General features: G+C 73.0%; 14 protein-coding genes. 11 read left to right on the plus strand and 3 right to left on the minus strand.

Translation table 11 applies throughout. The features are described from left to right. The first annotated feature begins 31 nt into the window (after positions 1–31). Positions 32–919: a helix-turn-helix transcriptional regulator gene (locus tag AB0A95_RS32415; protein WP_357559545.1), complete on the plus strand. Its 888-nt coding sequence runs from the start codon at positions 32–34 to the stop codon at positions 917–919. Between the two features lie 90 nt (positions 920–1009). After that, positions 1010–1852, plus strand: a complete 843-nt coding sequence (locus AB0A95_RS32420) for an SAM-dependent methyltransferase (protein WP_357559546.1) — start codon at positions 1010–1012, stop codon at positions 1850–1852. 28 nt (positions 1853–1880) lie between these two features. Here AB0A95_RS32420 and AB0A95_RS32425 read toward each other — a convergent pair whose 3' ends face one another. Then, positions 1881–2282, minus strand: a complete 402-nt coding sequence (locus tag AB0A95_RS32425) for a helix-turn-helix domain-containing protein (protein ID WP_357559547.1) — start codon at positions 2280–2282, stop codon at positions 1881–1883. Between the two features lie 14 nt (positions 2283–2296). Between AB0A95_RS32425 and AB0A95_RS32430 the strand changes: the two genes are divergently transcribed. From AB0A95_RS32430 to AB0A95_RS32455, 6 genes are all read left to right on the plus strand, one after another. Then, positions 2297–2545, plus strand: a complete 249-nt coding sequence (locus AB0A95_RS32430; RefSeq protein ID WP_357559548.1) for a hypothetical protein — start codon at positions 2297–2299, stop codon at positions 2543–2545. 42 nt (positions 2546–2587) lie between these two features. Further along, on the plus strand, positions 2588–3652 hold the full coding sequence (locus AB0A95_RS32435; RefSeq protein WP_357559550.1) for a LacI family DNA-binding transcriptional regulator: 1065 nt from the start codon (positions 2588–2590) through the stop codon (positions 3650–3652). A gap of 2 nt (positions 3653–3654) precedes the next feature. Beyond that, positions 3655–3858, plus strand: a complete 204-nt coding sequence (locus tag AB0A95_RS32440; protein ID WP_357559551.1) for a hypothetical protein — start codon at positions 3655–3657, stop codon at positions 3856–3858. A 110-nt stretch (positions 3859–3968) separates the two neighbouring features. Beyond that, on the plus strand, positions 3969–5450 hold the full coding sequence (locus AB0A95_RS32445) for a serine/threonine-protein kinase (RefSeq protein ID WP_357559552.1): 1482 nt from the start codon (positions 3969–3971) through the stop codon (positions 5448–5450). 33 nt (positions 5451–5483) lie between these two features. After that, a complete protein-coding gene (locus tag AB0A95_RS32450) occupies positions 5484–6125 on the plus strand; it encodes a histidine phosphatase family protein (protein ID WP_357559553.1) in 642 nt (213 codons plus the stop codon). 64 nt (positions 6126–6189) lie between these two features. Then, positions 6190–7065, plus strand: a complete 876-nt coding sequence (locus AB0A95_RS32455; protein ID WP_357559554.1) for an alpha/beta hydrolase — start codon at positions 6190–6192, stop codon at positions 7063–7065. 9 nt (positions 7066–7074) lie between these two features. Here AB0A95_RS32455 and AB0A95_RS32460 read toward each other — a convergent pair whose 3' ends face one another. Further along, on the minus strand, positions 7075–7572 hold the full coding sequence (locus tag AB0A95_RS32460) for a DinB family protein (protein ID WP_357559555.1): 498 nt from the start codon (positions 7570–7572) through the stop codon (positions 7075–7077). A gap of 46 nt (positions 7573–7618) precedes the next feature. Beyond that, positions 7619–8287, minus strand: a complete 669-nt coding sequence (locus AB0A95_RS32465) for a carbon-nitrogen hydrolase family protein (RefSeq protein WP_357559556.1) — start codon at positions 8285–8287, stop codon at positions 7619–7621. Positions 8288–8399: 112 nt separating this feature from the next. Between AB0A95_RS32465 and AB0A95_RS32470 the strand changes: the two genes are divergently transcribed. From AB0A95_RS32470 to AB0A95_RS32480, 3 genes are read left to right on the plus strand one after another with little or no spacing between them, the layout of a single operon-like run. Next, positions 8400–9194, plus strand: coding sequence for a DedA family protein (locus AB0A95_RS32470; protein WP_357559557.1), 795 nt, complete (start codon positions 8400–8402; stop codon positions 9192–9194). A gap of 47 nt (positions 9195–9241) precedes the next feature. Then, positions 9242–10387 carry a histidine kinase gene (locus tag AB0A95_RS32475; protein ID WP_357559558.1) on the plus strand — a complete coding sequence of 382 codons (1146 nt, stop codon included), beginning with the start codon at positions 9242–9244 and terminating at the stop codon, positions 10385–10387. Beyond that, positions 10378–11022: a response regulator transcription factor gene (locus AB0A95_RS32480; RefSeq protein ID WP_357559559.1), complete on the plus strand. Its 645-nt coding sequence runs from the start codon at positions 10378–10380 to the stop codon at positions 11020–11022. The genes AB0A95_RS32475 and AB0A95_RS32480 overlap by 10 nt, the downstream gene beginning before the upstream one ends. The last annotated feature ends 819 nt before the right edge of the window (positions 11023–11841 follow it).

Consider the following 11841-nt stretch of genomic DNA (forward strand, 5'->3'; position numbering starts at 1 on the left):
TCGCCGTGGGTCGGTGTCCGGAGGTCCGCACGTGTCGATGGTTCCTACCGAGGGTGGCCCGACAACCGGGCCGACCGTGCTTCGGATGCTGCTCGGCGCCCAGTTGCGCCGCCTGCGGGAATCCAGCGGGGTGACCCGGGAGGGCGCCGGCTGGGAGATTCGCTCCTCCGAGTCCAAGATCAGCCGGATGGAGCTGGGCCGGGTCGGCTTCAAGGAACGCGACGTCTCCGACCTGCTGACCCTCTACGGCGTCACAGAGGAACACGAGCGTGACGCCCTGCTCAAGCTCGCGCGTGACGCCAACAGTCCCGGCTGGTGGCACCGCTACGGTGACGTGTTGCCGACCTGGTTCCAGTCGTACCTCGGCCTGGAGGCCGCGGCCGCGCTGATCCGCAGCTACGAGGTGCAGTTCGTGCCCGGCCTGCTCCAGACCCGGGAGTACGCCAGGGCGGTCGTGCTGCTCGGGCACGGCGCGGCCGGTCCGGACGAGATCGACAGACGCGTCGCCCTGCGGATGCAGCGTCAGCAACTGCTTCGCCGGGACAGCCCGCCGCAGCTCTGGGCCGTGGTGGACGAGGCGGCCCTGCGTCGGCCGATCGGCGGCCCCGAGGTCATGCGTGGCCAGCTCACCGCGCTCATCGAGGCGACCAAAACCCCGCACATCCGGCTCCAGGTCATTCCGTTCGCGGCCGGGGGCCACGCCGCCGCCGGGGGCGCCTTCACCATCCTGCGGTTCGGTGACCAGGAGTTGCCCGACATCGTCTACATCGAACAACTCACCAGCGCGATCTACCTCGACAAGCGCGACGACCTGGATTACTACGCGGTGGCCATGGAACGACTCTGTGTGGAGGCCGAGCCACCGGAGCGTACGGCGGAGATTCTCGGCCGGCTGCTGGACGACCTCTACCCCGCCTGATCGCTGAGGTGGGGCCGCGGCCCCGCCTGCCGTGGCGCTAGCATGGTCCACGATCGACGACAGTGGACAGACGTCATTGCGGGAGCTGCCTTGACCACCGACGCCACGGGCACGACGGCCGGCTCGCCCAGCGACCGGATCGACACCTCGGTGGCGCACCCGGCCCGCCGCTACAACTACTGGCTGGGCGGCAAGGACAACTTCCAGGCCGATCGGGAGTCCGGCGACGCGGTGGCCGAGGCTTTCCCGACCATTCGCACCGCCGCCCTGGAAAACCGCCGGTTCCTGCGGCGGGCGGTGGAATACCTGGCCCGCGAGGCCGGCGTCCGGCAGTTCCTCGACATCGGCACCGGCATCCCGACCGCCAACAACACCCACGAGGTCGCCCAGGCCATCGCGCCGGAGACCCGGGTGGTCTACGTGGACAACGACCCGATCGTGCTGGCCCACGCCCGCGCGCTGCTGACCAGCTCGACGGCGGGTGCCACCGCCTACATCGACGCCGACCTGCGCGACCCGCGGCGGATCATCACCGACCCGGAGCTGGGCCGCACCATCGACCTGTCGCAGCCGGTCGCCCTCATGCTCGTCGCGGTCCTGCACTTCGTCCCGGACGAGGACGATCCGTACGAGCTGGTGCGGCAGTTGCTCGACGCGCTGCCGGCGGGCAGCTTCCTGGCCGCGTCGCACGCCACCCACGACTACCTGCCACCGGAGATCGCCGAGGACGCCAGGGCGGGGGCCCGCAACGGCGGCCCGCACGGGATGATCAGCCTGCGCACCCGGGACGAGTTCACCCGCTTCTTCGCCGGCCTCGACCTGATCGAGCCGGGTGTCACCTCGGTCCCCGAGTGGCGGGCGCAGAGCGAGCGAGGGCCGCGTCCCTCGGCCGCCGAGGTGAGCATGTACGCCGGGGTCGCCCGCCTGTCCTGACCCGGCCGGGCGACCCGAGTGCGGGCGTTCAGTCCTCCGGGGCGGCGTAGCGGGCCCGCGCGGCGTGCACCTCACCGATGTGCGTCTCGGCCCACGCCTTGATCGCCCGCTGCACCGGCAGCAGGCTCTCGCCCAGCGGGGTGAGCTGGTAGTCGACCCGGGCCGGCACGCCGACGGTCACCGACCGGCTGACCAGACCGTCGCGCTCCAGTTTGCGCAGCGTCTGGGTGAGCATCTTCTGACTTGCCCCGGCCACCGTGCGGGCCAGTTCGCTGTGCCGTCGCGGCCCGTCGGCAAGCGCGCTCACCACCAGCGTCAACCACTTGTCGCTGAGCGTCGCGAGCAGTTCGTGACCCGGGCACTCGGCCAGGAAGGCGTTGTACGAACGCCGATCCCGCTCGCGGCGTTCGCCGGCGGTCATGGTGGCCATCGTGTCCCTCGCGGGTGCCCAGGGCACCTCGCGGTGCCCTCCTGGCCGAGCTGTCGGCGTTGGTCGACAGTGGCCAGCTCAGCCTGCGGCTGGCCGGACGGCTGCCGGTGGCCGACGTGGCGGCGGCACACCAGCGGCTGGCCGCCGGGGGTTGCGGGGGCGCCTGGTGCTGGAGCCCTGAGGCCGACGCCCCCCGGCCGCCGTGCTGGCCGACGCCCCGTTCTCGGATCCACGTATTGACCGACGCCGACTGGTCGAGCTAGTCTCTGTATCGATTCAGACTGGATCGATACAGAGGGGTGCCGGTGAAGCCAACACTGCAAGCCGTGGCCGACGCCGTCGGCGTCTCCCGCAGCACCGTGTCCAACGCCTACAGCCGCCCCGACCAGCTCTCCGCCACCCTGCGCGAGCGGATCCTGGACGCTGCCCGGCAACTCGGCTACCCCGGCCCCAACCCCACCGCACGTTCCCTGCGCCGGGGCTTCGTCGGGTCGATCGGGGTGCTGTTCACCTCGCGTCTGTCGTACGCCTTCACCGACCCGTTCGCGGTCCGCTTCCTCGCCGGGGTCGGCGTGGCCGCCGAGCGGCACGGCACCAGCATGCTGCTGGTGCCGCTGCCGCCGGCCGTGACCGACGCCCGGCGGGCTGTGGAAAACGCCGCGGTCGACGGGTTCTGCGTCTACTGCGTGGCCGACGAGGAATGGGCGTTGGACGTGATCCGCGCCCGCGGGCTGCCGTTCGTCAGCACCGCCGCACGCGACGACGCCGGCTCGGACGAGCGGTTCGTCGGCATCGACGAGCGGGCCGCCGCGCACGGTGTCGCCGCGCACGTCGCCGGGCTCGGCCACCGCCGGGTGGCGCTCCTTGCCGACGCCGTGCTGCCCGACGCGCCGGCCGGCCCGCTCACCCTGGCCGGGGTCGACCAGGTGCCGCACCCGACCACCCGAGGTCGGCTCACCGGCTTCGCCGACGCCTTCGCCGAGGTCGGCGTCGGCTGGGCCGAGCTGACAGTGGTCAACGTCCTCGGCAACAGCCGCCCGGCAGCAGCAGCGGCCATCGCCGGGCTGTTCGACCAACCCGCACCGCCGACCGCCGTGTTGGCCGGCTCCGACGTCCTCGCCCTCGGTGTGCTGGACGCCCTGGCCGCGCGACCCGCCCATGATCGTCCAACCGTCTCGGTGACCGGCTTCGACGACGTCCCCGAGGCCGCCGCGGCTGGCCTCACCACGGTCCGGCAGCCAGCCGAGGAGAAGGGCCGGATCGCCGCCGAACTCCTGCTCGACCCGCCCGCGGACGCCGCGGCCGGCCATGTGTTGTTGCCCACCGCGCTCGTCGTCCGGGACTCCACCGGACCTGTCCCGAGGAGTTGACCATGGAACTTCCCAGCGGATACGTCACCGCGCTCGACGCCGTGAACCGGCACGTCAACTCGGCCCGACCGAACGCCCCGGTCCAGGTCGAACGCGTCCGTCCGGCACTACTCGCCCCGACCCGGCAGGCCGCCGCCGTCGCCCTGCGCCGGCTCGCCGACCGCATCCAGCCGCGACCGTTGCCCGCCGCGCCGCGCTGCTCCTGACCCGAACGAAACTCATTCCGGCACGCACGGGACGAACGGTGTGGGCCCGGGCACGCAGAGTGGCCGCAAGGGGCGCGGCCAGGCAGACTGGTGAAGCCATGTCACCCTTCATGCCCACCCTCCGTCTGCACGACCGCTACGTACTGCACGAGCGGATCGGCCTCGGTGGCATGTCCGAGGTGTGGCGGGCCGACGACGACGTGCTCGGCCGACCGGTCGCCATCAAGGTCCTCGCCGGGCAGCTCGCCGCCGACCCGCAACTGCGGGCCACCATCCAACGCGAGGCCCGCGCGGCCGCCCGGCTGACCCACCCCCACGTGACCCAGGTGTACGACTACGCCGAGGCGACCCTGGCCGGCGGCGTCGTGGTCCCGTACCTGGTGATGGAGCTCGTCGACGGCCACAACCTGGCCGACCGGCTGCGGGCCGGGCCGCTGCCCTGGCCGGAGGCGGTCCGGGTGGCCGGGCAGATCGCCGCCGCGCTCGCCGCCGCGCACCGCATCGGCGTCGTGCACCGCGACGTCAAGCCGGGCAACGTCATGCTCACCGACATCGGCGCCAAGGTGCTCGACTTCGGCATCGCGGCGCTCGGCAGCCTCGACAGCCAGTCCGGCGAGCCGCTGATGGGCACACCCGCCTACTTCGCCCCGGAGCGGCTGGCCGCCGGCCCGCCCGACCCGGCCAGTGACGTGTACGCCCTCGGCGCGCTGCTCTACCGCACCCTCACCGGGCAGGCGCCGCTGCCGGTGCAGAGCTGGGAGGACGCCCTGGAGGTGCACCGGCGCGGCACGCCGGTGCCACCGCTGCGGGTGCCCGGCCTCCCCGCCGACATCGCCGCGTTGACCCTCGCCTGCCTGGCCGCCAACCCGGCCGACCGGCCGAGCGCCGCGCACCTGGCCCGCCGTTTCGGCGCCGGCCAGCCGGTCGAGCCGCCCACCGAGCTGCTGCGTGTCCGGTCGGCGGCGCACCCGCCCACCGAGCTGCTGCGCGTCCCACCGGCGGCGCACCCGCCCACCCTGATCGACCGCTCGGCGGCCCGCCCGGCCCCGGTCGCCGCCGAGCCGCCCCGCCGCCGGTCGCGCCGGCCCCTCGCCGTGCTCGTCGCGGCCGGCCTCGCCGTGCTCGTCGGCGTCGGCGCACTGCTCGCCGAGGGCCCCCTCGGCACACCGAGCGGGCCCACCTCGCCGCAGGTGGCCGCCCCGCCGTCGACCTCCGCCCCGAAACCCGCGCCCACGACGCACTCGCCGACGCCGCCGGCACCCTCCTCGCCCCGACCCAGCGCCAGCACCGCGCCCCCGACCGTCGGGCAGCAGGTGCCGGTCAGCCTCCGGGAGGTGACCAGCGAGTTCGCCGCGGTCCTCGCCGGGGCGGTCGCCCGCGGCGACGTGGACCGCAAGACCGCCGAGGATCTGCGCGACGAACTCGCCGACCTGAACCGGCACACCAGGGACCGGTCCCGGCGCGTCGCCGACCTGCGCGGACGCATCGCCGAGTTGGTGCAACGCGACCGGCTACCAGCGCAGACGGGTGCCCAACTGGATGCCCTGCTGACCCGGGCCAGCGGCTTCTCCGTCGGCCGTACGGACGACTGACAACGCTGTCGATGCCGCTGGCATGATGTGCCGATGCGGACACGTCTGATCTTCGTGCGACATGGCGAGTCGCTCCACCAGCTCGAAGGAATAGTGGGCGGGCCACGGGGCTGCCGGGGCCTGACCGCCCTCGGCCACGAGCAGGCACACGACCTGGCCGACCGGCTCACCCGTGACGTCGCTGCCGACGGGCCGGTGGCGGTCTACTCGTCGGTGCTGCGCCGCGCCGTCGAGACCGCGCACCCGATCGGGGCGGCGTTCGGCGTCCGACCGGTGGCCGACTGCGGCCTGTGCACCTGGCACACACCCCCGTACGCCGACGGCCTGCCGACCGCCCGCTTCCGCACCGAACACGCGGTGGCCGGTGGCGGCGTGTTCCGGCCGTTCGAGGAGGGCAACGAGAGCTGGGCCGAGCTGGTGGTCCGCGTCAGCCGCGCGATCATGGAGATCGCCCATCGACACCGGGGCGCCACAGTGGTGCTGGTCGGCCACAGCGAGACCGTCGAGGGCGCGTTCCACGCGCTCGCCGCGCAACCGATCTTCCGAGCGTTCGACCTCGACGTGCCCCCGGCCTCGATCACCGAATGGACAAGCGACCACGACCCCGGCGGTTGGCCGCCGGCGCGCTGGACACTGCGTCGCTTCGGCGACATCGGCGGGTGGGCCAGAGCGTGATCCGTGGCCGTCGCCGGCACGGCGTGGTCAACCACCGCTTCGCGCCGGTCGTAGTCTCAGCGGCATGACGACAACGCAGACGCACACCCTCGCCGTGCCCGGCGTCGACCTGGTCTACGACGTCCGCGGCCCGCTGCCCCCGTCCGACGGGCGCCCCGTCCTGCTCATGATCGGTCAACCGATGGCGGCGGAGGGCTTCACCGCGCTCGCCCCGCTCTTCACCGACCGCACAGTTGTCACCTACGACCCGCGTGGCCTCGGTCGGAGCGTCCGCACTGATGGTCGCACCGACCACACGCCGCAGCAGCAGGCGGCCGACCTGCACCACCTGATCGAGGCGCTCGGCGCGGGCCCGGTCGACCTGTTCGCCAGCAGCGGCGGTGCGGTGACGGCGCTCGAACTCGTCGCGGCCTACCCGGGCGACGTCGTCACGTTGGTGGCGCACGAGCCGCCGATCAACGCGGTGCTGCCCGACGCCGGGGCCGCCGAGCGCGCTCGGGCCGACTTCTACCAGGCGTACCAGACGAAGGGCGCCGGTGCGGGCATGGCCGCGTTCATCGCGATGACGTCGTGGCAGGGCGAGTTCACCGACGCGTACTTCGCCCGGCCCGCGGCCGACCCGGCGACGTTCGGTCTGTCCACCGAGGACGACGGCAGCCGCGACGATCCGCTGCTGTCGGACCTTTCCTGGGCGATCAGCGACTACCGCCCGGACGCGAGCCGGCTCGCCGCGGCACCGACGCGGATCGTCATCGCCGTCGGCGAGGAGTCGACGGGCACGTACACCGCGCGAACGGCTCTCGGCCTGGCAGCCCTGCTCGGCCAGGAGGCCGTGGTGTTCCCGAGTCACCACGGCGGTTTCCTCGGTGGCGAGTTCGGCTACGCGGGCAAACCCGAGGAGTTCGCGGCACGCCTGCGGGAGGTGTTGGACGCCGCCTGAGCGCCCGCGTCACTCCGCCAGGATCTGCTCCCGCAGGATCTCGGCGTGCCCGCAGTGCTGGGCCAGCTCGCGCAGCACGTGCAGGTACACCCAGCGCAGCGGCAACGGGCCGCGCCGGTTGCCGCGGAGCACGTCGTCCAGGCCCAGCGCGGACGTCGCGCGGCGGGAGGCCGCGCAGGCTTCGCGGTGTGCTCGCCGCACGCTGGCGATCGTGTCGTCGTCGTCGAGGATGAACGACTCGTCCGGCGTGGCCGGGATGCCGATCTCGGTGCGGGACCGGCACGTGACGGCCTCGTCGAACCAGACCATCTCCAGGAAGGTGGCGTGCTTCACCAGACCCAGCAGCGTGGTCCGGGACGGCACCAGGGAGCGGCGCGACTGCTCCTCGGTCAGCCCGTCCAGATAGCCGTCGAGTGCGCTGCGGTGCTCGTCGATGAACGTCTCGATCTGCGTCTGCGCCGGCTGGCCGATGACATCGTCGGCGAAGGTCCCGGGAAAGGAAGTCACCCGCGAAGCATCGCAACGTCCCGGTCGCGGCGCAAACACCAGCCACTCAGCCGATGCTGGCGCTGACCAGCTCGCCCGGCGTCGTGCCCGCCCGCGCGTACACAGTGCCCTGCGGTGTCCAGATCCCCGACCGCCCGGCAGCCTCGGTGTAACCACCGCCGGTGGACCCGGCGAAGCTCGCCACCGCCACCCAGACCCGCTGGGCTGCCGCGATCCGCTGCGCCCGCAGGTCGATCACGGCGCTGTCGCCTGCCGACTCGAGGACACCCGCCGCGTACACGTCGATCCCGAGCGCCGCGGTCCGCTCCGCGTGCGCGACGACGCCGGTGTCCTTGCAGACGGCCAGTCCCACCCGCCATCCGTCCACGGTGAGCACGGCGGGTGTGTCGCCCGGCCGGAACCGGCGGGCTTCGGCGTCACCCAGCCACATCTTGCGGTACGCCACAGTCACCCCGTCGCCGGTCACCGCCAGCATCGCGATGTGGTCGCCCGCGACCGGTGCGCCGGCCAGGGCCAACGTGCCGGTCTCGGCGCACGCCTCGACCAGCGGCACCAACCACGGGTCGTCGACCGACACGACCGGCGTGTCCAACTCGTACCCGGTCAGGGACAGTTCCGGAAACACCACCACCCGGGCACCCGCCGCGCGGACCACGGCGGCGTGCGCCCGCGCGTTCTCCGCGACATTCCGGGGTACGCACAGTGGCTGCGCCACCGCGAGCCGCAGTGGGGTGTGGTTTCCCGCACCCCCACCGGTGCGGTCGACCCGCGGGGCCGGGCGGTCAACCGCATGGTCGGCTCTCAGGATCGCTTCGTACGGTGGGTGCATGATTCGAACGTCCCACGCCGTGCTCGCCACCGGAACCCCCACCGCCGTAGCGGAACCACCGCAGGGTGGGCTCGTCGGCTACGTCACTGACCTGGTGGAACGGCTCGGCGGGCCGGGCGCGGGTCTGGCCGTGGCGTTGGAGAACCTGTTCCCGCCGATCCCCAGCGAGGTGATCCTGCCGCTCGCCGGGTTCGTCGCGGCGCAGGGCCGGATGAGTCTGGTCGGCGCGATCTTCTGGACCACGCTGGGCTCGGCGGTGGGCGCGCTGGCGCTCTACCTGGTCGGCGCGTCGCTGGGGCGCGACCGGATGCGCGCCATCGTGGCCCGGCTGCCGCTGGTGAAGCTCAGCGACGTGGACCGGACCGAGGCGTGGTTCCTCCGGCACGGCGTGAAGGCCGTCTTCTTCGGCCGGATGATCCCGATCTTCCGAAGCCTGATCTCCATCCCGGCCGGGGTGGAGCGCATGCCGGTGGGCACGTTCCTGCTCTACACCACACTGGGCAGCCTGATCTGGAACACCACATTCGTGCTCGCCGGATACTTCCTCGGCGACAACTGGCACCTCGTCGAGGGGTACGCGGGCACGCTGCAGAAAATGGTGATCGTGGTCTGCGCGGCGGGGGCGGCCTGGTTCGTCGGGTCCCGCGTGCTGCGGGCCCGCCGAGGCGCCCGCGACCCCGAGCGGGCCGACAGTGACACCGCCGGTTACGGCGAGCCGACGCTCGGGGTGCCCGATCCGGCTGGGCGCGGCACCCTCTACCGCAGCGGTTCGTGGACCTCGGACGAGCGCTAGGCCGCCCCGGTCACCGCGGGCGACGGACTCGGCACGGGAGGGGGCAGGTGACCGTCGAACCCGGACCCCGCCTGCGGCTGCCGCTTCTCGTCGCCGCCGGCAGCGCGACAGGCGCTGTCGAGCTTGCCTTCCTGGTCGTCGCGGCCGTCGCGCTCGCCGTGTCCGCGCCCGTGCCACCCGCCGCTCGCGGGGCCGCCAGGCTCACCCAGCGGTACGCGGGCCAGCTCGTCCGCCTGGAACGCGCCCGCCTCGATCGACTGTTCCCCGGCAGCGAACTGCCCGCGGTCGACGCGGTGGCGACCCGGCGGCAGGTCGGCTACCTGGCCGCCCGACTCCTGCCCGCTGCGCTCGGCCTCCTGGCGTACGCGATGCTGGGCGTCGGCCTGGTGTTAGCGGGGATCGTGCTGCGCGCGGCGGTACGCGGCGAGCTGTCCCTGCTCGACACCCTGGCGCAGGTCGGCGTCGGAGTGGTGCTGCTGCTGCTCAACGTCCAAGCGCTCGCCAGCGTCGCCGCGCTGGACGTCCGGATGGCGCGGCGGCTGCTCGGGCCGGGCAGTCGGGCCGAACTGGCGCGGCGGGTCGACGAGCTGACCAGCAGCCGGGCCGGAGTCATCGCCGCCGTCGATGCCGAACGGCAACGCATCGAACGGGACCTGCACGACGGCCTCCAGCAGCGGCTTGTCGCCCTCGGCATGCTGCTCGGCCGGGCGCGGCGTGCCCGCGACGCCGACCGCACCGCCGCCCTGCTCACCCAGGCGCACGAGGACGTGCAGCGGGCCATCACGGAGCTACGCGAGGTGGCGTGGCGGGTCTACCCGTCGGCGCTGGACGGCAGCGACCTCGGCGAGGTGCTCGCCATTGTCGCCCGTCGCTCCGAGGTGCCGGTGCGGATCCGCTGCGATCTGCCGGTCCGCCCCGATCGGCAGATCGAGACGGTGCTGTACTTCGTGGCCTGCGAAGCGCTCACCAACGCCGCGAAGCACGCCGCCGCTACGCTGGTCGCGGTCGAGATCGGGGTACGGGAGGGGTGGGTCCGGATGCGCGTACACGATGATGGTGTCGGCGGCGCGGACCCCAGCGGGCGCGGCTTGTCCGGCCTGGCCCGACGGGTCGCCGCACTGGACGGCCGGCTGCGGGTGACCAGCCCGGTCGGCGGCCCGACCACGGTGCTGGCGGAACTGCCGTGCGGCTAGTCCTCGCCGAAGACTCGACGCTGCTCCGGGAGGGCCTCACGCGCCTGCTCGCCGAGGAGGAGCACGAGGTGGTCGCGGCGGTCGGCACCGCCGACGAACTGGTCGAGGCGGTCGGACGGACCCGTCCGGCGGTGGTCGTCACCGACGTCCGGATGCCGCCCACCCACACCGACGACGGGCTGCGTGCCGCCCTGGAGATCCGTCGACGCTGGCCCGCCACCGGCGTCCTGGTGCTCTCCCAGTACGTGGAGCGGCGCTTCGCCGGCCGGTTGCTCGCGGACCGCCCCGAGGGGGTCGGCTACCTGCTGAAGGACCGGGTCGCCCAGGTGGACGACTTCCTCGACGCGCTCGACCGGGTTGCCGCCGGCGGGACCGCGCTCGACCCGGAGGTGGTTCGTCAGGTCGTGGCCGGCTCGCAACGGCCCGACCCGTTCGGGCGGCTCACACCGCGCGAACGGGATGTCCTGCACGAGATGGCCCAGGGGCACACGAATCTCGCCATCGCCCAGCGACTACACGTGTCGCAGAGCGCGGTGGAGAAGCACGTCAACGCCATCTTCGACAAGCTCGGCCTCGCAGAGGTGACCGGTTACAGCCGCCGGATCCTCGCCATCCTGCGCTACCTGGACACCTGACAACCGGCGCGGCACGCGCCGGGCGGGCCTGGGATTGGCCTGCGGGTGGGCCTGGGCGTGCCGGTGGGCCTGCGGGTGGGCCTGGGCGTGCCGGTGGGCCTGCGGGTGGGCCTTGATCGACTCGGTTTTCTTGAAATCGGGGTGTCCGGGCGTCCGGGATGGCCCGGTTTTCATGAACGCGAGTGGATCATGCCTGATCGGGTCGGCTCGGGCGTGTCGGTTCGGATGTTATGGGTGAGTTTGTCCGTACCTGCGGCTCGGTGGACGGTGACCGGTCGCACCCGTGGGCCGGAATCGTGGCCGGGTCGGGGTCGTTACACACCCTGACGATCGCAGCACCACCGGCCCGACGCCCGACCCGCAGGGTGTGGGATGCAGGCCCGGCAGGTTGGAATGCCGACCCGGGCCCGGTCGTTGCAGTCCCCACGAACGACCGCCCGCCCGCCTCCACGCAGGTGCCGGCAGGCGGGCCACCCCGGGAATGACCCCGGCCCCCGGGTCGTTGCAGTCCCCACGAACGACCGCCCGACCGCCTCCACGCAGGTGCCGGCAGGTCGGCCAGCCGGGAATGACCCTGGCCCCCGGGTCGTTACACCCGGACCCCGGCGCCGCGAGCCCCCCGCTCGCAGGCGTCGAAACCCCGAAGACTTTTTCCCCTTGTGTCTGTGCAGCGCCGGACGAGGTGCTCGCACCCGCGGTCGCCGTTGCCCCGATCGGTGGCAGTGGGTGTTCTACCCCCGAAGGAGCTACCCCCATGAACACGATCATGCGTAAGAGTGTGCTGTCCGTTGCCGGTCTCGCGTTCGCCGGTGGTGTGTT

This window comes from Micromonospora sp. NPDC049230, assembly GCF_040647875.1.
Classification (GTDB): domain Bacteria; phylum Actinomycetota; class Actinomycetes; order Mycobacteriales; family Micromonosporaceae; genus Micromonospora.

Bases quoted from the DNA above. Each gene is read 5' to 3' on its own strand.
- AB0A95_RS32425 (WP_357559547.1), bottom strand. From the start codon at position 2,282: ATGGCCACCATGACCGCCGGCGAACGCCGCGAGCGGGATCGGCGTTCG.
- AB0A95_RS32450 (WP_357559553.1), top strand. From the start codon at position 5,484: ATGCGGACACGTCTGATCTTCGTGCGACATGGCGAGTCGCTCCACCAG.
- AB0A95_RS32440 (WP_357559551.1), top strand. From the start codon at position 3,655: ATGGAACTTCCCAGCGGATACGTCACCGCGCTCGACGCCGTGAACCGG.
- AB0A95_RS32445 (WP_357559552.1), top strand. From the start codon at position 3,969: ATGCCCACCCTCCGTCTGCACGACCGCTACGTACTGCACGAGCGGATC.
- AB0A95_RS32470 (WP_357559557.1), top strand. From the start codon at position 8,400: ATGATTCGAACGTCCCACGCCGTGCTCGCCACCGGAACCCCCACCGCC.
- AB0A95_RS32455 (WP_357559554.1), top strand. From the start codon at position 6,190: ATGACGACAACGCAGACGCACACCCTCGCCGTGCCCGGCGTCGACCTG.